This window comes from Pseudomonas sp. WT-JTC (assembly GCF_056711565.1).
In genome coordinates this window covers 89,739-110,000 of the sequence record NZ_CM160042.1, presented here as the reverse complement: position 1 = coordinate 110,000, position 20,262 = coordinate 89,739, and the positions used below count along the sequence as shown (strand labels likewise).

General features: G+C 59.0%; 23 protein-coding genes and 2 pseudogenes. 16 read left to right on the top strand and 9 right to left on the bottom strand.

Features of this window, described 5'->3' with window-relative positions; all coding sequences use genetic code 11:
* Window positions 1–89 precede the first annotated feature (89 nt).
* Both AC06G5_RS00555 and AC06G5_RS00550 read right to left on the bottom strand, forming a co-directional pair.
* Complete coding sequence (locus tag AC06G5_RS00555) at window positions 90–1,310, bottom strand: CaiB/BaiF CoA transferase family protein (protein ID WP_413428868.1); 1,221 nt, start codon at window positions 1,308–1,310, stop codon at window positions 90–92.
* 13 nt (window positions 1,311–1,323) lie between these two features.
* Window positions 1,324–2,505, bottom strand: coding sequence for an acyl-CoA dehydrogenase (locus AC06G5_RS00550; protein ID WP_008018499.1), 1,182 nt, complete (start codon window positions 2,503–2,505; stop codon window positions 1,324–1,326).
* Between the two features lie 157 nt (window positions 2,506–2,662).
* Between AC06G5_RS00550 and AC06G5_RS00545 the strand changes: the two genes are divergently transcribed.
* The 11 genes and pseudogenes from AC06G5_RS00545 to AC06G5_RS00495 all read left to right on the top strand — a co-directional run bounded on the left by AC06G5_RS00545 (window position 2,663) and on the right by AC06G5_RS00495 (window position 12,822).
* Window positions 2,663–3,562, top strand: a complete 900-nt coding sequence (locus AC06G5_RS00545) for a LysR family transcriptional regulator (protein ID WP_413428867.1) — start codon at window positions 2,663–2,665, stop codon at window positions 3,560–3,562.
* 435 nt (window positions 3,563–3,997) lie between these two features.
* Complete coding sequence (locus tag AC06G5_RS00540) at window positions 3,998–5,119, top strand: Re/Si-specific NAD(P)(+) transhydrogenase subunit alpha (protein ID WP_413428893.1); 1,122 nt, start codon at window positions 3,998–4,000, stop codon at window positions 5,117–5,119.
* An 11-nt stretch (window positions 5,120–5,130) separates the two neighbouring features.
* The gene (locus AC06G5_RS00535; RefSeq protein ID WP_008064823.1) at window positions 5,131–5,487 is read left to right on the top strand and encodes an NAD(P) transhydrogenase subunit alpha part 2; all 357 of its coding nucleotides are present in this window, start codon (window positions 5,131–5,133) and stop codon (window positions 5,485–5,487) included.
* Window positions 5,484–6,917 carry an NAD(P)(+) transhydrogenase (Re/Si-specific) subunit beta gene (locus tag AC06G5_RS00530; protein WP_413428892.1) on the top strand — a complete coding sequence of 478 codons (1,434 nt, stop codon included), beginning with the start codon at window positions 5,484–5,486 and terminating at the stop codon, window positions 6,915–6,917. Before AC06G5_RS00535 ends, AC06G5_RS00530 begins: the two co-directional genes overlap by 4 nt.
* A 213-nt stretch (window positions 6,918–7,130) precedes the next feature.
* The gene (locus tag AC06G5_RS00525; protein ID WP_413703775.1) at window positions 7,131–8,624 is read left to right on the top strand and encodes an acetyl-CoA hydrolase/transferase family protein; all 1,494 of its coding nucleotides are present in this window, start codon (window positions 7,131–7,133) and stop codon (window positions 8,622–8,624) included.
* 320 nt (window positions 8,625–8,944) lie between these two features.
* Window positions 8,945–9,160, top strand: coding sequence for a DUF1127 domain-containing protein (locus AC06G5_RS00520; protein WP_007969750.1), 216 nt, complete (start codon window positions 8,945–8,947; stop codon window positions 9,158–9,160).
* A gap of 257 nt (window positions 9,161–9,417) precedes the next feature.
* Window positions 9,418–9,627 (top strand): annotated as a pseudogene (locus AC06G5_RS00515) (DUF1127 domain-containing protein).
* Between the two features lie 143 nt (window positions 9,628–9,770).
* Window positions 9,771–10,091 carry a DUF2388 domain-containing protein gene (locus tag AC06G5_RS00510; protein WP_413426205.1) on the top strand — a complete coding sequence of 107 codons (321 nt, stop codon included), beginning with the start codon at window positions 9,771–9,773 and terminating at the stop codon, window positions 10,089–10,091.
* Between the two features lie 107 nt (window positions 10,092–10,198).
* On the top strand, window positions 10,199–10,516 hold the full coding sequence (locus AC06G5_RS00505) for a DUF2388 domain-containing protein (RefSeq protein WP_413426203.1): 318 nt from the start codon (window positions 10,199–10,201) through the stop codon (window positions 10,514–10,516).
* A gap of 27 nt (window positions 10,517–10,543) precedes the next feature.
* Window positions 10,544–10,864, top strand: a complete 321-nt coding sequence (locus tag AC06G5_RS00500) for a DUF2388 domain-containing protein (RefSeq protein WP_413426201.1) — start codon at window positions 10,544–10,546, stop codon at window positions 10,862–10,864.
* Window positions 10,861–12,822 carry a DUF7844 domain-containing protein gene (locus AC06G5_RS00495; protein WP_413426199.1) on the top strand — a complete coding sequence of 654 codons (1,962 nt, stop codon included), beginning with the start codon at window positions 10,861–10,863 and terminating at the stop codon, window positions 12,820–12,822. Before AC06G5_RS00500 ends, AC06G5_RS00495 begins: the two co-directional genes overlap by 4 nt.
* Before the next feature lie 133 nt (window positions 12,823–12,955).
* Here the strand turns inward: AC06G5_RS00495 and AC06G5_RS00490 are convergent, their stop codons facing one another.
* The 3 genes from AC06G5_RS00490 to trpB all read right to left on the bottom strand — a co-directional run bounded on the left by AC06G5_RS00490 (window position 12,956) and on the right by trpB (window position 15,556).
* Window positions 12,956–13,387: an anti-virulence regulator CigR family protein gene (locus AC06G5_RS00490; RefSeq protein ID WP_413426197.1), complete on the bottom strand. Its 432-nt coding sequence runs from the start codon at window positions 13,385–13,387 to the stop codon at window positions 12,956–12,958.
* 121 nt (window positions 13,388–13,508) lie between these two features.
* Entirely contained in the window at window positions 13,509–14,321 is an 813-nt protein-coding gene (trpA, locus tag AC06G5_RS00485) for a tryptophan synthase subunit alpha (RefSeq protein ID WP_413426195.1), read from the bottom strand.
* Window positions 14,321–15,556: a tryptophan synthase subunit beta gene (trpB, locus tag AC06G5_RS00480; RefSeq protein ID WP_008018483.1), complete on the bottom strand. Its 1,236-nt coding sequence runs from the start codon at window positions 15,554–15,556 to the stop codon at window positions 14,321–14,323. Before trpB ends, trpA begins: the two co-directional genes overlap by 1 nt.
* A 124-nt stretch (window positions 15,557–15,680) precedes the next feature.
* Between trpB and AC06G5_RS00475 the strand changes: the two genes are divergently transcribed.
* Window positions 15,681–16,574: a LysR family transcriptional regulator gene (locus AC06G5_RS00475; RefSeq protein WP_413426193.1), complete on the top strand. Its 894-nt coding sequence runs from the start codon at window positions 15,681–15,683 to the stop codon at window positions 16,572–16,574.
* Here the strand turns inward: AC06G5_RS00475 and AC06G5_RS00470 are convergent.
* Entirely contained in the window at window positions 16,571–16,894 is a 324-nt protein-coding gene (locus AC06G5_RS00470) for an ElaB/YgaM/YqjD family protein (protein WP_008018481.1), read from the bottom strand. The genes AC06G5_RS00475 and AC06G5_RS00470 overlap by 4 nt on opposite strands.
* Before the next feature lie 157 nt (window positions 16,895–17,051).
* Between AC06G5_RS00470 and AC06G5_RS00465 the strand changes: the two genes are divergently transcribed.
* Together AC06G5_RS00465 and AC06G5_RS00460 are read left to right on the top strand one after the other, a co-directional pair.
* Window positions 17,052–17,267 (top strand): dodecin, encoded by a 216-nt coding sequence (locus AC06G5_RS00465; protein ID WP_008002152.1) that lies wholly within the window; start codon window positions 17,052–17,054, stop codon window positions 17,265–17,267.
* A 122-nt stretch (window positions 17,268–17,389) separates the two neighbouring features.
* The gene (locus AC06G5_RS00460; RefSeq protein ID WP_085716026.1) at window positions 17,390–17,611 is read left to right on the top strand and encodes a DUF1161 domain-containing protein; all 222 of its coding nucleotides are present in this window, start codon (window positions 17,390–17,392) and stop codon (window positions 17,609–17,611) included.
* A gap of 66 nt (window positions 17,612–17,677) precedes the next feature.
* Here AC06G5_RS00460 and AC06G5_RS00455 read toward each other — a convergent pair whose 3' ends face one another.
* A complete protein-coding gene (locus AC06G5_RS00455) occupies window positions 17,678–18,679 on the bottom strand; it encodes an LLM class flavin-dependent oxidoreductase (RefSeq protein WP_322617780.1) in 1,002 nt (333 codons plus the stop codon).
* Window positions 18,680–18,834: 155 nt separating this feature from the next.
* Here AC06G5_RS00455 and AC06G5_RS00450 point away from each other — a divergent pair.
* Window positions 18,835–18,948, top strand: a pseudogene (locus AC06G5_RS00450) (OsmC family peroxiredoxin); the annotation flags it as partial.
* A 184-nt stretch (window positions 18,949–19,132) separates the two neighbouring features.
* Window positions 19,133–19,366 carry a DUF1161 domain-containing protein gene (locus tag AC06G5_RS00445; RefSeq protein WP_008018477.1) on the top strand — a complete coding sequence of 78 codons (234 nt, stop codon included), beginning with the start codon at window positions 19,133–19,135 and terminating at the stop codon, window positions 19,364–19,366.
* Between the two features lie 4 nt (window positions 19,367–19,370).
* Here AC06G5_RS00445 and AC06G5_RS00440 read toward each other — a convergent pair whose 3' ends face one another.
* Entirely contained in the window at window positions 19,371–19,793 is a 423-nt protein-coding gene (locus AC06G5_RS00440; protein WP_413426190.1) for a PA0061/PA0062 family lipoprotein, read from the bottom strand.
* A gap of 41 nt (window positions 19,794–19,834) precedes the next feature.
* On the bottom strand, window positions 19,835–20,257 hold the full coding sequence (locus AC06G5_RS00435) for a PA0061/PA0062 family lipoprotein (RefSeq protein ID WP_413426188.1): 423 nt from the start codon (window positions 20,255–20,257) through the stop codon (window positions 19,835–19,837).
* Window positions 20,258–20,262: the final 5 nt, after the last annotated feature.

The window sequence follows — 20,262 nt, the reverse complement described above, 5'->3', positions numbered from 1 at the left end:
TTTCTATCAATAACTTGCAGAAAGGCGCAAAACGCCCCGATGGAGTCCTATATAGAGGAGCGAAAGCGCCCCTCTATATAGAAGAGAGGTCAAAGCACACCAGACGCCTTGAACGCTGACACCGTCCCCGCATCCAGACCCAGCACCCGCTGGAGAACCTCCAGCGTATGCTCACCCAGCAAAGGAGGCGCATACCGATACTCCACCGGAGTCTCGGACAACCGAATAGGACTGGCCACTTGCGGCACCATGCCAGCCAGCGCATGCGGCAACTCGATGGCCAACCCGCGCGCCTTGACCTGAGGATCGGCAAACATCTGCGCCAGGTCATTGATAGGCCCGCATGGCACGCCAGCCTGTTCCAGCTGCACCACCCATTCAGCGGTAGTCTTGAACACCGTTGCCTGGCGGATCAGCGGAATCAGTACAGCCCTGTTCGCTACCCGCAGCTTGTTGGTCGCAAAACGCGGATCGTCCGCCCACTGTGGCTGCCCGGCCACTTCCGCGAACTTGCGGAACTGTCCATCGTTACCAACGGTAAGAATGAAGTCACCATCCGCCGTAGGAAAATCCTGATAGGGCACGATGTTCGGATGAGCATTACCCAAGCGTTTAGGCGCATTGCCTGTTGTCAGGTAGTTCATTGCCTGGTTAGCCAGACAAGCCACCTGCACGTCCAGCAGTGCCATATCGATATGCTGACCACCGCCGTCGTGATCCCGATGCGCAAGCGCAGCCAGGATCGCGACAGTCGAATACAGCCCGGTCAGGATGTCCGTCAGCGCTACGCCGACCTTCACCGGCCCCGCACCTTCTTCGCCTTCAGGTCGACCCGTCAGGCTCATGAGGCCGCCCAGCCCCTGGATCATGAAGTCATAACCCGCACGCTTGGCGTAAGGACCGGTCTGGCCGAACCCAGTGATCGAGCAATAGATCAGATCCGGGTTGATCGCCTTCAACGACTCATAGTCCAAGCCATAAGCCGCCAGGCCGCCGACCTTGAAGTTCTCGATCAGGATGTCCGACTTGGCCGCCAGCTCACGCACCAGCTTCTGCCCTTCAGGGCGTGTGAAGTCGATGGTGACCGATTGCTTGTTGCGATTGGCCGACAGGTAATAGGCGGCCTCGCTGGTGTTCTCGCCATAAGCGTCTTTCAGGAACGGTGGCCCCCAGGCGCGCGTGTCATCGCCGTTACCCGGGCGCTCGACCTTGATCACTTCGGCACCAAGGTCGGCCAGGATCTGCCCGGACCAAGGCCCGGCCAGCACCCGCGATAAATCCAGTACCCGTAGATGCGATAGCGCGCCCATGGACGTCCTCCTGTTAATAGAACGCCTGGATGCCGGTTTGCGCACGACCAAGGATCAGTGCATGGACGTCGTGCGTACCTTCATAGGTGTTCACAACTTCCAGGTTGACCAAGTGACGCGCTACACCGAACTCATCGGAGATGCCATTGCCGCCCAACATGTCGCGAGCCATGCGCGCGATGTCCAGGGACTTGCCGCAAGAGTTGCGCTTCATCATCGAAGTGATTTCGACCGCCGCAGTCCCCTCATCCTTCATACGACCCAGACGCAGGCAGCCTTGCAGCGCCATGGTGATTTCGGTCTGCATGTCGGCCAGCTTCTTCTGGATCAACTGAGTGGCGGCCAATGGACGACCGAACTGTTGACGATCCAGGGTGTACTGGCGAGCGGTGTGCCAGCAGAACTCGGCCGCACCCAGCGCACCCCAGGAGATGCCGTAACGCGCCGAGTTGAGGCAGGTGAAAGGACCTTTCAGGCCACGGACATCCGGGAAGATGTTCTCTTCCGGAACGAATACGTTGTCCATGACGATTTCACCTGTGATCGATGCCCGCAGGCCAACCTTGCCGTGAATCGCCGGAGCGCTCAGGCCTTTCCAGCCTTTCTCGAGAACGAAGCCGCGGATATCGCCGGCATCGTCCTTGGCCCAGACCACGAACACATCGGCAATCGGGCTGTTGGTGATCCACATCTTGCTGCCAGTGAGGCTGTAGCCACCTTCCACTTTGCGCGCACGACTGATCATCGCGCCCGGGTCGGAACCGTGGTTAGGCTCGGTCAGACCGAAGCAGCCGATCCACTCGCCGGAGGCCAGTTTTGGCAGGTACTTCTGCTTCTGGGCTTCGGTACCGAACTCATTGATTGGCACCATCACCAGCGAGGACTGCACGCTCATCATCGAGCGATAGCCGGAGTCGATACGCTCGACTTCACGGGCAATCAGCCCGTAGCTGACGTAGTTCAGGCCACTGCCGCCGTACTGCTCGGGGATGGTTGCGCCCAACAGACCAACCTCGCCCATTTCGCGGAAGATCGCCGGATCGGTCTTCTCATGGCGGAAAGCTTCAAGAATGCGCGGCGCAAGGCTCTGCTGAGCGAACTGCGCAGCCGTGTCGCGAATCATGCGTTCTTCTTCAGTGAGCTGTTGATCCAGCAGCAGGGGATCGATCCAGTTGAAGCTAGCTTTACCGCCCATGAGTGTGTCCTCTCGAATCGGGTCAAATAACGTGGACTGATCCTAGGCCCGGATCGGCGCTACGGCAAACGAGGATTTCGCATACTGTTGTGCTAATTTCTCACTCCGAAACGTCGCAAAATAGCCTTTATGCGATGTATTAGTGAGGTTGACGTACATGCGCAGGAAGATACCCAGCACCACCGCCCTGATCAGCTTCGAGGCCGCAGCGCGCCACGAGAGCTTCACCAAGGCCGCCCAGGAGCTTTCACTGACCCAAGGAGCGATTTGCCGACAGATCGCCAGCCTTGAAGAGTTCCTCAATGTGGAACTGTTCCGACGCTCGCGGCGCGGGGTCAAGCTGACGGAAGCCGGTCTCTCCTACAGCCGTCGAGTGGCCACTCAACTCGATGCGGTTGAGCGCGACACCTTGTCGGTGATGGGCCAGCAGGGCACCAACGTGATCGAGTTGGCCGTAGTTCCGACCTTCGGCACCCAATGGCTGCTGCCGCGACTCAAGGACTTTCAGCAAAAACACCCGGAAGTGACGGTCAACCTGACCAACCGCACGCGGCCGTTCCTGTTCGCCGATACTGATTTTGATGCCGCAATCTACTTCGGTGATGCGGATTGGTCAGGTACAGAGTCTCACAGGCTGATGGGTGAAAATCCGATGCCCGTTTGCAGCCCCGACCTACTCGGAAGCAAGACCAGTCTGACACCCGGCGAAATCGCCGATTTGCCTCTTCTGCAACAAACCACGCGCCCCTATGCCTGGCGCCAATGGTTCGATTCCCAACACCTGAATGTCCCGCGAGACATGACAGGCCCTCGCTACGAGCTATTCTCCATGCTCGCCCAAGCGGCCATGCACGACATGGGCATTGCCCTGATTCCGCCGTTCCTGATTCAACGGGAGTTGAAAGAAAAACGCCTGGTGATCGCCAACCCGCAAGCACTGTCCAGCATCAAGGCTTATTACCTGATGATTCCCGAGCGAAAGGTCGAATCCGCGTCTTTGAAGGCATTTCGGGACTGGCTGGTAAATCAGGCGCACAGCTACAGCCTAGAGGGATAAAGGCCTTCAATCGATACTTGACCTCGTAGTCAAATAAAAATAAGCCCTACAGATATACGTATTTGTCGCATACCAGCAAACTGTATCGAGAAGTCGTACAAACGTCCCACAAGCGCCTGAGGACGCGGCTTTGCGCCACTATTTCGAAGCGATGCCGCATCATTCATACGGCCGATGTGTAAATTCTTAAATTTCGGCCAGAATCCTTGAAAAGCACGACCTGCAAGGGATTGAGCCAGTTGGTTGCGACATTCGGTCACGGGGTGACTTGTAGTTAATTTTCCGTCACCCGTCATAATCCCTTGAAGGGCACAAAGTTCGCCTGCAAAATGCCGCGCCCCGCCCTGATTTGGCGGGATCGTGCTGATCGGCCGCCCCAGCCGCACCATCCGTAGTGCATGGGTTTACTCAATAAGATCACGCAGGAGATTTGACGTGCACATTGGTGTTCCTCTCGAAACCCAGACCGGTGAAACACGGGTTGCTGCAACCCCGGAAACCATCAAGAAGCTGATCAGCCAGGGTCATAAGGTCACTGTACAAAGCGGCGCCGGCGTAAACGCCAGCGTTGTCGACAGTGCCTATGCAGCGGCAGGCGCAACCATTGGCAGCGCCAATGACGCGTTTGGCGCAGAGCTGATCTTGAAGGTGGTCGCGCCCAGCGACAGCGAGCTGGCGCTGATTAAAAGCGGCACCGTTGTGGTGGGGATGCTCAACCCGTTCAGCAACGAAACCATCGCCAAGCTGGCCGAGTGCGGGATTACCGCCTTTGCCCTGGAGGCGGCGCCTCGCACCTCCCGCGCCCAAAGCCTGGATGTGCTGTCCTCGCAAGCCAACATCGCCGGCTATAAAGCCGTGTTGCTGGCCGCGCACTACTATCCGCGCTTCATGCCCATGCTGATGACCGCTGCGGGCACCGTGAAAGCGGCGCGCGTGCTGATTCTCGGTGCCGGTGTGGCCGGTTTGCAGGCTATCGCTACCGCGAAGCGCCTGGGTGCGGTGATCGAAGCGTCTGACGTGCGTCCGGCGGTAAAAGAGCAGATCGAATCCCTCGGCGCCAAGTTCGTCGACGTGCCTTACGAGACCGACGAAGAGCGTGAATGCGCCGTGGGTGTCGGCGGTTACGCCCGCCCCATGCCGGCCAGCTGGATGCAGCGCCAGGCCGCGGCCGTGCACGAACGCGCCAAGCAGGCTGACATCGTCATCACCACCGCACTGATTCCGGGCCGCAAGGCACCGACGCTACTTAGCGCGGAAACCGTGGCCCAGATGAAACCGGGTTCGGTGGTCATCGACCTCGCGGCAGCCCAGGGCGGTAACTGCCCGCTGACCGTGGCCGATCAGGTGGTCATCGAAAATGGCGTGACCATCGTTGGCCCGACCAACCTGGCTGGCGCCGTGGCGGCCGATGCTTCGGCGCTGTATGCCCGCAACCTGCTGGACTTCATGAAACTGTTGTTCGATAAAGAAGGACAACTGGTGATCAACCTTGAAGACGATATCGTCGCCGCGTGCCTGATGTGCCGCGACGGCCAGATCGTGCGCAAGAACGGCTGAGGATAAAAACAATGGAAGACATGCTGATCTCTCACGGTATCTACAACCTGATCATCTTCGTGCTGGCCATCTACGTCGGCTACCACGTGGTCTGGAACGTTACACCTGCACTGCACACGCCACTGATGGCGGTCACCAACGCCATCTCCGCCATCGTGATCGTCGGCGCGATGCTCGCCGCCGCTCTCACCGTGACGCCGTTGGGCAAGACCATGGGCACCCTGGCTGTGGCCCTGGCCGCGGTCAACGTGTTTGGTGGCTTCCTGGTGACCCGCCGCATGCTGGAAATGTTCAAGAAAAAAGCGGCTCCAGCAAAAGCTCCGGCAGCCAAGGCCGAAGCAATCAAGGCTGAGGTGCAGCAAGCATGAGCATGAACCTGGTAACTTCCCTGTATTTGATCGCCTCGGTCTGCTTCATCCAGGCGCTCAAGGGCCTGTCGCACCCGACCACGTCGCGGCGCGGCAACCTGTTCGGCATGCTCGGCATGGGCCTGGCGATCCTCACCACGGTCGGCCTGATCTATAAATTAGGTGCCGAACTGGCTCACGACGGCATCGTCTACGTGATCGTCGGCCTGCTGATCGGCGGCACTGTCGGCTCGATCATGGCCAAACGCGTCGAAATGACCAAGATGCCCGAGCTGGTCGCCTTCATGCACAGCATGATCGGCCTGGCCGCGGTGTTCATCGCCGTGGCTGCCGTGGTCGAGCCACAGTCGCTGGGCATCGTCCAGCAACTCGGTGACGCGATCCCGGCCGGTAACCGCCTGGAGCTGTTCCTCGGTGCCGCCATCGGTGCAATCACCTTCTCCGGTTCGGTGATCGCGTTCGGCAAGCTTTCCGGCAAGTACAAGTTCCGCCTGTTCCAGGGCGCACCGGTACAGTTCGGCGGACAGCACAAGCTGAACCTGCTGATGGGCCTCGCCACACTGGGCCTGGGCGTGACGTTCATGCTCACCGGCGACCTCACCGCTTTCGGCGTGATGCTGGCGCTGGCCTTCGTGCTCGGCGTGCTGATCATCATCCCGATCGGCGGTGCCGACATGCCGGTGGTGGTGTCGATGCTCAACAGCTACTCCGGCTGGGCAGCGGCGGGCATCGGCTTCTCGCTGAACAACTCGATGCTGATCATCGCCGGCTCGCTGGTCGGTTCGTCCGGTGCGATCCTCTCGTACATCATGTGCAAGGCGATGAACCGCTCCTTCTTTAACGTACTGCTCGGCGGTTTCGGCAATACGGCGGACGCAGGTCCGGCAGGCGCCAAGGAGGCCCGCCCGGTGAAATCCGGTTCGGCCGACGACGCCACCTTCCTGCTGACCAACGCCGATACCGTGATCATCGTTCCAGGCTACGGCCTGGCGGTAGCCCGGGCCCAGCATGCGCTGAAGGAGCTGACCGAGAAGCTGACCCATCGCGGCGTGACCGTGAAGTATGCGATCCACCCGGTGGCCGGGCGTATGCCAGGGCACATGAACGTGTTGCTGGCCGAGGCGGAAGTGCCTTACGACCAGGTGTTCGAGATGGAAGACATCAACTCCGAGTTCGGTCAGGCCGACGTGGTGCTGGTGTTGGGCGCCAACGACGTGGTCAACCCGGCGGCGAAGAACGATCCGAAATCGCCGATTGCCGGCATGCCGATCCTCGAAGCCTTCAAGGCCAAGACCATCATCGTCAACAAGCGCTCGATGGCCAGCGGCTATGCCGGCCTGGACAACGAACTGTTCTACCTGGACAAAACCATGATGGTGTTCGGCGACGCTAAAAAGGTCATCGAAGACATGGTCAAAGCCGTCGACTAACCCCGCGCGGCACCCGGAACGCCCCGACTTGTCGGGGCGTTTTTGTTTGCGCAAATCGTCGGACAAACTATGCTTTTGTTACCGATCCGGTAACGGTGTTTTGCTTCAAAGGCCCGGAATAGACGCCTCGATTGCGACCTTGGTAGCGGGACAGAAGTCGGCGCAATTCACTAGACTGCACGTCCTGCTACCTGTTGCCCGAGATAACAATCCATGTACCGTGACCGTATTCGCCTGTCTTCGTTGTTGGACAAAGTGATGAGCGCTGCCGACGCTGCCGCTCTGATTGAGGACGGCATGACCGTCGGCATGAGTGGCTTTACTCGCGCCGGCGAAGCCAAGGCCGTCCCCCAGGCGCTGGCCGAGCGCGCCAAGGTCACGCCGCTGAAGATCAGCCTGATGACTGGCGCAAGCCTGGGCAACGACCTCGACAAGCAGTTGACGGAAGCCGGCGTGCTGTCGCGACGCATGCCGTTCCAGGTCGACAGCACGCTGCGCAAGGCGATCAATGCCGGTGAAGTCATGTTCATCGACCAGCACTTGTCGGAAACCGTGGAGCAATTGCGCAACCAGCAATTGAAACTGCCGGACATTGCCGTGATTGAAGCCGTAGCGATCACCGAGCAAGGACATATCGTGCCAACCACCTCGGTGGGCAACTCGGCCAGCTTCGCGATCTTCGCCAAGCATGTGATTGTCGAGATCAACATGGCGCACAACCCGAACCTCGAAGGTCTGCACGACATCTATATTCCAACCTATCGCCCGACCCGCACCCCGATTCCATTGGTCAAAGTCGACGACCGCATCGGCAGCACCGCCATCCCGATCCCGGCAGAAAAAATCGTCGCCATCGTGGTCACCAACCAAGCTGATTCACCCTCCACTGTGCTGGCACCGGACGCCGAGACCCAGGCCATTGCCGACCACCTGATCGACTTCTTCAAACAGGAAGTGGCAGCCGGACGCATGACCAACAAGCTCGGCCCATTGCAAGCCGGCATCGGTACCATCGCCAACTCGGTGATGTGTGGCCTGATCGATTCGCCGTTCGAAGACCTGACGATGTATTCCGAGGTACTGCAGGACTCGACCTTCGACCTGATCGACGCAGGGAAGCTGAGCTTTGCTTCGGGCAGCTCGATCACCCTGTCGAGCCGGCGCAACGCCGACGTGTTCGGCAATCTGGAGCGCTACAAGGACAAACTGGTTCTGCGCCCGCAGGAGATCTCCAATCACCCTGAAGTCGTGCGCCGCCTCGGCATCATCGGCATCAACACGGCACTGGAGTTCGACATCTATGGCAACGTCAACTCCACTCACGTCTGCGGCACCCGGATGATGAACGGTATCGGCGGCTCGGGTGACTTCGCGCGCAACGCGCACCTGTCCGTGTTCGTGACCAAGTCGATCGCCAAGGGCGGTGCGATCTCCAGCGTGGTACCGATGGTCAGCCACGTTGACCACACCGAACATGACGTCGACATCCTCGTGACCGAAGTAGGCCTGGCAGACTTGCGAGGCCTCGCGCCTCGGGAGCGTGCCCGGGTGATCATCGACAAATGCGTGCACCCGGATTACCGCCAGGCGCTGAATGATTACTTTACCGCCGCGTGCGCCATCGGCGGGCACACCCCGCATATCCTGCGTGACGCCCTGAGCTGGCACATAAACCTGGAAGAATCCGGGCAAATGCTGAAGAAGTAATTGGTACAGAAAGCAGCTGACGCAAACACAGTTTCGTCAGCTTGCTCTTGCTCTCCTCGCAACATGAAAAAAACTGTACTGCTGTACTGGTAATTTCCTACAGTAAATCCCCACACCACGAAGCAAAAACTGCAATTTTGCACTTAAACAGTGCAGACAGGTACAGTTGCCTCAATTTCGACCAGTACACCCCCTATAAACAGTTAACTGAGCTCTCACAATACAGATGAACTGTATCTACAGAGACTAGGCAAACAAGAGGATCATGGGCACCAGTTAAACCACTACCTAATCCCGCCACAAGCGGAAGGATGACCACCATGGAACGTACACTCAGTTCCGATCTGTTCTTCGAAGACACCGCTGCAAAAACCCAGGCTTCCCTGCCTCTGCGCGTTATCGCCAACCTGATGTTGTGGCAGCGCCGCATCACCAGCCGCCATCAACTGGCTCGCCTGGATTCGCGTTTGCTGGCTGACGCCGGGATTAGCGAAGCACAACGCTACGAAGAGCTGAGCAAGCCGTTCTGGCGCTAAGTTAGCGTCGCTGGCTCTGACCTTAAGGTCCACCGCCAGCAACCCGAATTGAAAAAACAAAACCCGTCGTGGGAAACCACGACGGGTTTTGTCGTTTTGGCCTGTCAAATCCGGTCTTACAGTAGGGAAACCTGAAAACCAGTACAGTTTGCAAAAACCAACAACTGAATGAGTACAATATCGTCGCTGCGTGTCTGTAGTGGATGTTCGGCCGGTGTCAGCATGGAACCTCTACTGATCAGGACAGGGACCGCATCATGAATTCTTTACAGGATGTTTCCAGCACCTCAGTTCGATCGAGACCTTGCCTGAACCGGGTTAGAGATCTGTTAACAGCACTCTAAGCCAGTCTCGAAAGAGCGAGAACACGACGTTTACTGGCTCAACTCGATGATCGTCAGCTAGCAGATCTTGGCATCAGCCACGCCGAGCGCATCAATGAACTGGATAAACCGTTCTGGCGCTGACTTCCCGCTTGCATGCCGGGCTGTTCGAACCGACACACTCAGGCCTAATATCAGACCAGAACGTGGCGAGCGCCAAGCGCCTGGCGTCTGACTTTGCAGACACTGCGCCACTTTTCAATTGGTTTACCCAAAGGAGTTACCCCATGTCCCGTCTTCGCCTGCTCAGTGCTGCGGCCCTGTTTGCCGTGGCTGCCAACGCCAGCGCAACCAGCTTCATCGTGACCACCGACGCTGTTGTCAACGCACTCAAAGCCACGTCCGATGCGACCACCGACGTCGTCTCGTCGTCGTTCAAGGATGACAAGATCGTGCTCGCGGCCCGTGACGACGCTGCCAGCTTCGTCGCCAGCGAAGGTTCCATCCGCGGCGTGAAACTCGAAAGCGCCCTCGACCACATTCGCCATCAGGCGCCACAGCTGAGCGCAAGCGACGCACAACTGGCGCAAGCGATCCTGACAATCTAAACGACTGCACAGGCATGGGGCACGCCCGGCTTGCCCCAATGTTTCGGCGCTGGCTCTAGAACGGGCCTTGCGCTAGCCTTTGGACTCACTTTCAACTGTCGAGTCTCATGCGTCTTCCTTCGAATTTCTTGATCGTTCCAGTCTTTCTTGCCCTTGGTTACTGTGGATCAGCCCACGCCTATGACGCCTTCAACCTGTCCACCCAAGGCATCGTCGCCAGCGGTTACGCCACAAGTTTGGTGACCAGCGCCCCCTTCGACCATAAACTGCTGCTCGCCGCCCAGGATGACGCTGCGGCATTCATTGCCAGTGACGGCCAACTCAGAGGCGCACGACTGGAGTCGGCCCTGCGGTATCTGCACCGAACCCAGGCAAAACTTCATGCCAGCGACCTTGAACTGGCACAAGCAATTCTCGTCCAATAGTTATCCCTGTTTTTCTGGAGTCGTTCCATGCGTAACCCGCTGATTGCTGCCACCTTAGGCCTGCTGCTGTTGGCCGATGTAACCCAGGCACATACTCTGGTTGCCACCAGTAACATGCTGATCCGCGCTACCCAGCGCACCCTCGATTTCACTTCCGACACCACCACGTCCATTCGCGATTCGAAAATCGTGCGCGAAGCCCAGGACGACGCTGCCAGCTTCGTTGCCAGCAATGGCGACATTCGTGGCGCTCACCTGGAGTCCGCTTTCGACTTGCTGCGCACCCGCGTGCCGGAAGCCCGTGACGCCAGTGACCGGGATCTCGCCGAAGCCATCCTCGCACTGTGAGACGTCCAGGCACCTGGCTGCTGGCCGGGGTCCTGTTGCTGCTTGGCAACACGGCCCACGCAGGCCTTCAGTTACATCTAAAGACTGAAGGTCTGACTCCCGCGCAACAGCAAGCCAGCCAGGCGTTGCTTGATGAAGCCATGCAGGCACTGCCGCCACGCTTTATCGAGCAACTCGATCGACGCATCGACGTCGATTGGACCGATGACATGCCGCGCAACGCCTACGGTCAGGCATCACTGGTGTCCGAGCTCGATCTGAATCGCAACCTGCTGGCCGGCCTCACCGATGGCAGCGCCGCGACCAGGAAAACCCATCGTCCTCATGGCACCGTGCGCAAGGAACTGCTGGCCACGGTGTTGCACGAACTGACGCACATCTACGATCGCTCGCGTCTGTGGCCGGATACCGAACGCAAACTGATTCAGCGCTGCACCCGGCACAACAACAGCTCAGGGCTGGTTGGCATTCCCGACCAATGTCGAGGCCAGTCCGATCGGCGCTTTACCCTCAGTGACGATCCGCGCCTGCTCGACCTCGCTGGCTGGCAGCAATACGTAGGCCGTCGCGGAGAACGCGAACAGCACAATCGCCAGATTGCCCGCAGTCCGGATATCTACGAGACCAGCAGTCCAAAGGAGTTCGTCGCGGTCAACATGGAGTATTTCCTCCTCGACCCGAGCTACGCCTGCCGCCGCCCGGCGCTGTACCGCTACTACAAGGATCATTTCGGCTGGGCGCCCGCCGCCAAAGACACCTGCAGCAAAACCCTCGCTTTCCTCAATGCCGGCAACGACTTCGCCAAGACACCTTTGGGCCAGGTCGATCCGGAGCGGGTCTATGCCGTTGACTATCTGCTGGCCGAGGCCAACCAGAACCTGTTCAGCCGCTGGGGCCACAGCATGTTGCGCCTGGTGATCTGTGCGCCGGGGCGACCACGCGGACCGGATTGTCGATTGGACCTGGACCAGCATCTGGTGCTGTCGTACCGCGCCTTCGTCGGCGACGTACAGCTGTCGAGCTGGGATGGCCTGGTCGGCAAATACCCGTCACGGCTGTTTATCCTGCCGCTGTCCCAGGTCATCGACGAATACACCAAGACCGAACTGCGCAGCCTGGCCTCCGTGCCCCTGAACCTGTCGCGCAGAGAGATTGAAGATGTGGTGGAACGTGCCGCCGAGATGCACTGGAGCTACGACGGCAACTACTTCTTCCTGTCAAACAACTGCGCGGTGGAGGAACTGAAATTACTGCGCGGCGGTACCAACAACCCGCAACTGGTGGGACTCGACAACATCATGCCCAACGGCTTGCTGGAGGTACTGAAGGGCCGTGGACTGGCGGACACCAGCGTGCTGGACGATCCGCGAGAGGCCTTGCGCCTCGGTTATCGTTTCGACTCCTTCCGCGATCGCTATCAGGCCATGTTCGAGATACTGAAAAAGCAATTGCCGATCAAACAGGAAACCGTCGAAGACTGGCTGGACTTGAAAGCCCAGGAGCGTCGGCAATGGTTCGAGCAAGCCGATTTGCGCACCAGTGCGGCGTTGCTTCTGCTGGAGCAAGCGAGTTTCCGTCGACAGTTGCTATTGGCCCAGGATGAAGTGAAGCAGCGTTATCTGGGTGCCCGAGAGCTGAAGAATGGCGGCATGGACAAGGCCAACGAGACGCTCAAGGACATTCTCGCCAACAGTGGCTTCCTCAGCCGGCCGGCGGAGCTGCTGGGCACCAACGGTTATGGCTTGCCGCAGCAGAGCGAGTGGCAGCATCTGGAAGCGGAAACCAGCCAGCGCCAGAAGCAGCTCCTGGCGCTGTCCGGGGATCTGGACAGGGAAGTGAGAGCGTTGCTTGAACCGAGCCGTGCCGCCGAAATGGCCGCCAACGAGGCCAATGTGAAGCAGATTGGCGAGCACTTGCGCAAACTGCACAAGGCGTCGGGCGGGATAGAGTTGCCCTGACCCCGCAACCTGTTTGTAGGAGCGAGCTTGCTCGCGAAGGTATATCAGTCAACAAGGATGTTGAAACTGATGGTCTTTTCGCGAGCAAGCTCGCTCCTACAGGGGGTCAGGGTTCAGCCCGATGACCGATCCGTCAGTACAGAACCCCCTGCAGAACCTCATAAACAATCCCGGTACCCGCCGCGATCAGTACAACGTCCGCGCCTGCGCGACGCCATTCGTAGCCCGGGTAATACGGCAACCGGCTCAACGCGCGGTTATCCAGGCGTTCGCCGTAATAGCCCCGAGGCAGCGGCCTGCCACGCACCACGATGACACCCGGTGGTGGCGGAGCACCGCGGACGAAATACACATGATTGTCGTGGATCGCCTGGCGAACAGGAGCGAAATCCCGGGGTGGAGGCCCACCGTGATGGTAGTCCTGCGGGACTCGGCGCTCGTCACCATGATAATCACCATGGTTATCGTAACGGCCGTGATCGTCGTGCTGATCAGCGTTGGCATGCAGGGTCGTGCCGAGCAGCAGCACACCGAGGCCGGCCATCAGGCGTTTCGACATTTTCATCAGGTCTTTCCTCACATCACACACAGCAAAAAGGGCTTCAGAACGCAGTCCTGAAGCCCTCGGTCTTGCTGTTTAGTCTGTGTCGCGAGGCTCTAATTCCTCTGTATCAGGAACTTTACCCTCAGTTGACGCGGGCTTTACGCACGCCGTCGGCCAACGCCGAGCACAGGCTCAGCACGCCATCGATCGCCTGATCCGGCGTCGAGGCATTGGCGATGTGATCGATCAGTGCCGAACCCACGACCACACCGTCCGCCAGACGCGCGATAGACGCGGCTTGCTCCGGCGTGCGAATGCCGAAACCGATGCTGATCGGCAGATCAGTATGGCGACGCAAACGAGCGACCGCCTCTTCAACGTGCTCCAGCGTCGCCGCGCCAGCACCGGTCACACCGGCAACGGACACGTAGTAAACAAACCCGGAGCTGCCGTTAAGCACGGTCGGCAGACGCACATCGTCGGTGGTCGGGGTGGTCAGACGGATGAAGTCCAGGCCGGCAGCCTGTGCCGGATCGCACAACTCGCCGTTATGCTCGGGAGGCATGTCGACCACGATCAGACCATCGACACCGGCCTCTTTCGCTTCGGCGATAAAGCGCGGCACACCATATTTGTGGATCGGGTTGAAGTACCCCATCAGCACCAGTGGCGTTTCATTGTTGTCCTTGCGGAACTCGCGAACCATTTCCAGGGTTTTCGCCAGGTTCTGCTTGGCAGCCAGAGCACGGATGTTGGCGAGCTGGATCGCCGGACCGTCGGCCATCGGATCGGTAAAGGGCATGCCCAGTTCGATCACATCGGCGCCAGCCGCCGGCAAGCCTTTGAGGATCGCCAGGGACGTGTCATAACCCGGGTCGCCAGCGGTCACGAAGGTCACCAGGGCGGCGCGGTTCTGTTCCTTGAGTTCGGCAAAACGCGTTTGCAGGCGGCTCATCAGTGTTTCTCCTGCTTGGATTGCTCTTGTTGAGAGTGTTCCATGTGGTGCATCACGGTCTGCATGTCTTTGTCGCCACGGCCGGACAGGTTGACCACCATCAGGTGATCCTTTGGCAGCTTCGGTGCGCGCTTGAACACTTCAGCCAAGGCATGGGCGCTTTCCAGGGCAGGGATGATCCCTTCCAGGCGGCAGCATTGGTGGAACGCGGCGAGAGCCTCGTCGTCGGTGACCGAGGTGTACTGGACGCGACCGATGTCGTGCAACCAGGCGTGTTCAGGGCCGATGCCTGGATAATCCAGACCCGCGGAGATCGAATGAGCATCAATGATCTGGCCATCGTCATCCTGCAGCAGGAAGGTGCGGTTGCCGTGCAACACACCCGGTACGCCGCCGTTCAGGCTGGCCGCATGCTTGCCGGTCTCGATGCCGTAACCGGCGGCTTCAACGCCGATGATCTCGACGCTCTTGTCGTCGAGGAACGGGTGGAACAGCCCCATGGCGTTGGAGCCGCCACCGATGCACGCCACCAGGCTGTCCGGCAGGCGGCCTTCCTGGGCTTGCAGCTGCTCACGGGTTTCCTTGCCGATCACGGCCTGGAAGTCGCGAACCATTGCCGGGTAAGGGTGCGGACCGGCCACGGTGCCGATCAGGTAGAAGGTGCTGTCGACGTTCGTCACCCAGTCACGCAGGGCTTCGTTCATCGCATCCTTCAGGGTGCCGGTGCCGGCCACCACCGGGATAACCTCGGCGCCCAGCAGTTTCATGCGAAACACGTTGGCCTGCTGACGCTCGATATCAGTGGTGCCCATGTAGATCACGCAATCCAGACCGAAACGCGCAGCGACGGTGGCCGTGGCCACACCGTGCATGCCGGCGCCGGTCTCGGCAATGATGCGCTTCTTGCCCATACGCCGCGCCAGCAGGATCTGGCCGATGCAGTTGTTGATCTTGTGCGCGCCGGTGTGGTTCAGCTCTTCACGCTTGAGGTAGATCTTCGCGCCGCCACAGAACTCGGTCAGACGCTCGGCGAAGTACAGTGGGCTCGGACGGCCGACGTAGTCGCGCTGGAAGTAGGCCAGTTCTTCCTTGAATGCAGGATCTTCCTTGGCCAACTCATATTCACGGGCCAGGTCGAGGATCAACGGCATCAGGGTTTCGGCAACGTAGCGGCCACCGAACGCGCCAAACAGGCCGTTGGCATCAGGGCCGTTGCGCAGATTAGTCTGGGTCATTTGGCGCTCCAGTTGAATGCGTGAAGTGATGCATAAAGAGATAGTGGGCTTAACTCTACCCCTGACGCCCCGGACTGAAAACCGATAAGATCGCCACAACCTGTCAGGAAAACTCACAGATCCCATGAGCCATGACCTTCCTCCGCTGAACGCGCTTCGCGCCTTCGAAGCCACCGCCCGCTTGAACAGCGTCAGTCAGGCGGCGGAGCAGTTGCACGTCACCCATGGGGCCGTCAGCCGGCAATTGAAAGTACTGGAAGAACACTTGGGTGTGAGCCTGTTCATCAAGGACGGGCGCGGCCTGAAACTCACAGATGCCGGGTTACGCCTGCGTGACGCCAGCAGCGAAGCCTTCGAGCGCCTGCGCAGTGTTTGCGCCGAACTCACACAAAGCACAGCCGATGCCCCGTTCGTGCTTGGCTGCTCGGGAAGCCTGCTGGCGCGCTGGTTTATCCCGCGACTGGGCAGACTCAATGCCGACCTGCCGGACTTGCGCCTGCACCTGTCGGCCGGAGAAGGCGATCTCGATCCGCGAAAACCGGGGCTGGATGCCTTGCTGGTCTTTGCCGAGCCACCCTGGCCGGCGGACATGCAGGTTTTTGAGCTTGCCGGCGAACGCATCGGTCCGGTCATGAGCCCTCGATTCAGCGGCTATGAACGGCTCAGGCACGCGCCGGAAACTGCACTGGTGAGCGAACCCTTGTTGCACACCACCTCACGCCCGCAAGCCTGGCCGAGCTGGGCGCAACCACGCGGCCTCGACGCCAGGGCGTTGAAGTACGGTCAGGGATTTGAACATTTGTATTATTTGCTCGAAGCCGCCGTCGCGGGCCTGGGTGTGGCGATTGCCCCCGAACCCCTGGTGGCCGAGGACTTGAAGGCCGGCCGCCTGGTTGCACCATGGGGTTTCAGTGAAACCCCGGCACAACTGGCGTTGTGGCTACCCAAGCGCGCCGCGGACGGGCGCGCCCGGCAACTGGCTCAGTGGCTCAGGAACGAGCTGCATCGAGCGGATTAATCACGTTTGCACAACAGATAAGCGGCCAGCAGGCCCAATGCGCCCACGGCGACGCCGGCTGTTGTCCAGGGGTGTTCCTGGGCATAGTCGCGGGTGGCAATCCCGGTTTCGCGGGTTTTGACCTTGACCTCTTCATAGGCATCGGCAAGCAGATGGCGCGAGTGCCTCAAGGCATTCTCGGCGTTGCTTTTCAGGGTCTTGAGGGTTTTACGCGACTCGTCCGAGGCGTCATCCTTCAGGCTTTCCAAAGACTTGAGCAGACTCTCGATCTCGGCTTCCATGCTCTGCAATGAGGCTTTGCGTAACGAGGTGTTGGCCATGGTGGCTCTCCTGCATTGGTGATGAGTGGCGTGTGTTGGTTGGGACTTCAGGGGTACAAGAAAGTGCAGAAAATCTGAACTTGATCCAGAGAACGACCAACACAAGAAATAGGAAAAATCACTGCTAGGCTGTAATTCACACGCCGAGGAGAACGCCATGTCTGACCATCACACCTACAAGAAAGTCGAGCTGGTCGGCTCGTCCACCAGCAGTATCGAAGATGCGATCAACAACGCGCTGGCCGAGGCCAGCAAAAGCATCAAGTACATGGAATGGTTTGAAGTGACCGAGACCCGTGGGCACATCAGAGACGGCAAGGCTGCGCACTTTCAGGTGACCTTGAAAGTCGGGTTTCGGATTGCCAGCAGCTGACTTTGGGCTAGTCTTCTGAACTTGCACGCCGGCCGAATGCCACAGGGAATGGCAATGCGCGACATGAGTGCGTCCGGCTGACGGCTGGTTACCCCCTATGATCCGACCAGGGAATGCAACCGATGAAGAAGTTTATGTTGGCGGTAGGTTTGTTGAGCCTTGCGGGGACCGCATTGGCGGGCGGCAAGCCATGCGAAGAGCTGAAAGCCGAAATCGCAGCGAAACTTGATGCCAAGGGCGTTTCCGGTTATTCGCTGGAGATTGTCGATAAAGGTGCCGCTGCCGGCGGAAAAGTTGTTGGCAAATGCGAAGCGGGCGCCAAAGTGATCGTCTATAAAAAGTAGGCAGAATTGCGCCTGAAAAAAAGCCGACACCACGGTGTCGGCTTTTTTACGCCTGGCGTTTGAGTATCAGCCTCGCATGACCTGCGCCAGCAGCTCGTAGGAATGCACGCGATCCGAATGTTCGTACAGGTCACAGGTAAAAATCAGCTCGTCAGCCTGGGTCTGTTCAATCAGGACCTCGAGTTTGGCGCGTATTTTCTGCGGGCTGCCGATCATGGCCAGGCCAAGGAAATCGTGCACGGCCTCTCTCTCATGGGGCAGCCACAGGCCGTCCATGGTCTTCACCGGCGGGCGCTGTACCAGACTTTGGCCACGCATCAGGGCAAGAATCCGCTGGAACACCGAAGTCGCCAGGTAATCGGCCTGCTCATCGGTATCGGCCGCCACCAATGGCACACCGAGCATCACGTAGGGTTTATCCAGAACGGCTGACGGCTTGAAGTGATTGCGGTAGACCCGAATCGCTTCATGCATGTAGCGCGGTGCGAAATGCGAAGCGAAGGCGTAGGGCAACCCGCGCTCACCCGCCAGTTGTGCGCTGAACAGGCTCGACCCCAACAACCAGACCGGTACATTGGTCCCGGTTCCCGGCATGGCGATGATGCGTTGATCCGGGGTACGTGGCCCAAGGTAGCGCACCAGTTCCGCCACATCTTCCGGGAAATCGTCGGCGCTGCCGGAGCGTTCGCGGCGTAAAGCGCGTGCGGTCATCTGGTCGGAACCGGGGGCACGCCCCAGGCCCAGGTCAATCCGGCCCGGATAAAGGCTTTCCAGGGTGCCGAACTGCTCGGCAATCACCAGCGGTGCATGGTTGGGCAACATCACTCCGCCCGAACCAACACGAATGGTCGACGTACCACCGGCCAGATAACCGAGCAGCACCGATGTCGCGGAACTGGCGATGCCGTCCATGTTGTGATGCTCAGCCACCCAGAAGCGGTTGTAGCCAAACTTCTCGACGTGCTGCGCCAGGTCCAGCGAATTGCGCAGCGACTGGGCCGCGCTGCCGTTCTCGCGCACCGGCACCAGATCGAGAGTCGAGAACTTGATATCGGACAGTCGTTTCATGAACCTGCTTCTCCAATTGAGGGCGCAGGTTTGTTCTTGCGAACGCAAACCTGCCGAATCCAAAAGCGTGTTCATGCAATGTGGGCATATACCCGAGTTTCAATAGCCAGGTAACAAATCCCGCAAAAAAAGCAGATTGACCGGACGAAATGAATATTCCCAGGGTGACTCAGGTGCAGTTCGAAGAACCCGGCAACAAGGCCAAATAGGGCTGCCCGGTGTCCAGGCTGCTGAATGCGAAGATCAGCCTGGAGGCAACATTGGTTGGCGGGATTTTCATTGAAACGAAAAAGATCGCAGCCTTGCGCAACCTGCCGGGATCATTCGGCAAAAGCTGCTCAAGGCTACGATCTTTTTTGCGTCGTGACAGATTTGCCCGCTAAAACTATGGTCGAATAAATGACAGCAGCGAAACCCCATGAATATGCGTGCTGCCTCAAAGGAGCTTCAACCATGAAACGTTTTGCCCTGGCGGTTATCTGTTGCGCACTGGCCACTTCGGCCCTCGCAGCACCGAAGCCCTGCGAAGAACTCAAGGCCGAGATCGAAGCCAAGATTCAGGCCAGTGGCGTCACTGCCTACACGCTTGAAATCGTCACCAACGACGAAGTACACGACCAGAACATGGTCGTGGGCTCGTGCGAAAACGGCACCAAAAAAATCATCTACCAGAAGAACGACCGCTGACAGCTCACATCAGGCAGTAGGACTCCCGATCTTCAGCGACGATCTCGCGCTTGGCGTTGTACAGCCGGGCCTCGGGTATGAAGGCGATTGAGCGGCCTTGGAGCACATAACGCTGACCGGCTTCGAAATGATCGTAATTGATGGTCAGGTAGCAGATCCGTTCAGAGGGGCCGTTCATCATGCTCAATCCGCCACCACCGGGTACTTCAAAGTCGAAACGGACGATCAGTTCGTGGCTGCCCGGTGTGACCTCAAAGAAGCGCCCGTCGCGCAGGCGCTGCTTATCCAGTCGTTCGGCCATCAGCAACTTGTCGTTAGGGAAGGGCGTAGAGAATTCCACCCAGGCCATCTTCGGATTAGCCGCCGGCATCGGGCTCTGACAACCGGCAACAACACTGGCGGCGAGTAACAGCATCAACCTGCGCATGATGAATGTCCCAAGGGATTATGCATTCAGCATAACGCCGATCAGGTGCCTTGGCAGCCCGCTGGCTTGCCTTGACCAATCACTTTTCGCTGTTGATCGTAAAGTTTCGCCCAAGGCCGAAAACCAATGTTCCCCGCCTGTAGCTCATAACGCTCACCGGCGTTGAAGTCGTTGAATTTCACGTTCAACTGACAATCGCGCCACAACGGCTCGGCGTCGGGACCGATGTTGGTGGGCTGGACCGAAAACTGATAGCGGACCGTCAACTCATGACTACCGGGCTGGACCTCGAAATAGCGTTTATCGTCAGTGGCCTTGTTATCGACCTCCAGCGCCTGCAGCGCCGTATCTTCCTGCTTTGAGTCCAGGTCGATCCAGGCTTGCGCAGGATCAGGGCGGGGTATTCCGAAACCAGCACAGCCGGCCAGAAACAGCAGGCCACCCGTCAGTACCAACATGCGCATAGCGG

Coding starts and splice junctions, on each gene's coding strand:
- AC06G5_RS00460 (WP_085716026.1), top strand. CDS start 17,390: ATGAAGAAGTTTATGTTGGCGGTAGGTTTGTTGAGCCTTGCGGGGACC.
- trpB (WP_008018483.1), bottom strand. CDS start 15,556: ATGACCCAGACTAATCTGCGCAACGGCCCTGATGCCAACGGCCTGTTT.
- AC06G5_RS00455 (WP_322617780.1), bottom strand. CDS start 18,679: ATGAAACGACTGTCCGATATCAAGTTCTCGACTCTCGATCTGGTGCCG.
- AC06G5_RS00490 (WP_413426197.1), bottom strand. CDS start 13,387: ATGAAAATGTCGAAACGCCTGATGGCCGGCCTCGGTGTGCTGCTGCTC.
- trpA (WP_413426195.1), bottom strand. CDS start 14,321: ATGAGCCGCCTGCAAACGCGTTTTGCCGAACTCAAGGAACAGAACCGC.
- AC06G5_RS00535 (WP_008064823.1), top strand. CDS start 5,131: ATGGAAGACATGCTGATCTCTCACGGTATCTACAACCTGATCATCTTC.
- AC06G5_RS00475 (WP_413426193.1), top strand. CDS start 15,681: ATGAGCCATGACCTTCCTCCGCTGAACGCGCTTCGCGCCTTCGAAGCC.
- AC06G5_RS00525 (WP_413703775.1), top strand. CDS start 7,131: ATGTACCGTGACCGTATTCGCCTGTCTTCGTTGTTGGACAAAGTGATG.
- AC06G5_RS00510 (WP_413426205.1), top strand. CDS start 9,771: ATGTCCCGTCTTCGCCTGCTCAGTGCTGCGGCCCTGTTTGCCGTGGCT.
- AC06G5_RS00545 (WP_413428867.1), top strand. CDS start 2,663: ATGCGCAGGAAGATACCCAGCACCACCGCCCTGATCAGCTTCGAGGCC.
- AC06G5_RS00550 (WP_008018499.1), bottom strand. CDS start 2,505: ATGGGCGGTAAAGCTAGCTTCAACTGGATCGATCCCCTGCTGCTGGAT.
- AC06G5_RS00520 (WP_007969750.1), top strand. CDS start 8,945: ATGGAACGTACACTCAGTTCCGATCTGTTCTTCGAAGACACCGCTGCA.
- AC06G5_RS00555 (WP_413428868.1), bottom strand. CDS start 1,310: ATGGGCGCGCTATCGCATCTACGGGTACTGGATTTATCGCGGGTGCTG.
- AC06G5_RS00500 (WP_413426201.1), top strand. CDS start 10,544: ATGCGTAACCCGCTGATTGCTGCCACCTTAGGCCTGCTGCTGTTGGCC.
- AC06G5_RS00530 (WP_413428892.1), top strand. CDS start 5,484: ATGAGCATGAACCTGGTAACTTCCCTGTATTTGATCGCCTCGGTCTGC.
- AC06G5_RS00470 (WP_008018481.1), bottom strand. CDS start 16,894: ATGGCCAACACCTCGTTACGCAAAGCCTCATTGCAGAGCATGGAAGCC.
- AC06G5_RS00445 (WP_008018477.1), top strand. CDS start 19,133: ATGAAACGTTTTGCCCTGGCGGTTATCTGTTGCGCACTGGCCACTTCG.
- AC06G5_RS00435 (WP_413426188.1), bottom strand. CDS start 20,257: ATGCGCATGTTGGTACTGACGGGTGGCCTGCTGTTTCTGGCCGGCTGT.
- AC06G5_RS00505 (WP_413426203.1), top strand. CDS start 10,199: ATGCGTCTTCCTTCGAATTTCTTGATCGTTCCAGTCTTTCTTGCCCTT.
- AC06G5_RS00440 (WP_413426190.1), bottom strand. CDS start 19,793: ATGCGCAGGTTGATGCTGTTACTCGCCGCCAGTGTTGTTGCCGGTTGT.
- AC06G5_RS00465 (WP_008002152.1), top strand. CDS start 17,052: ATGTCTGACCATCACACCTACAAGAAAGTCGAGCTGGTCGGCTCGTCC.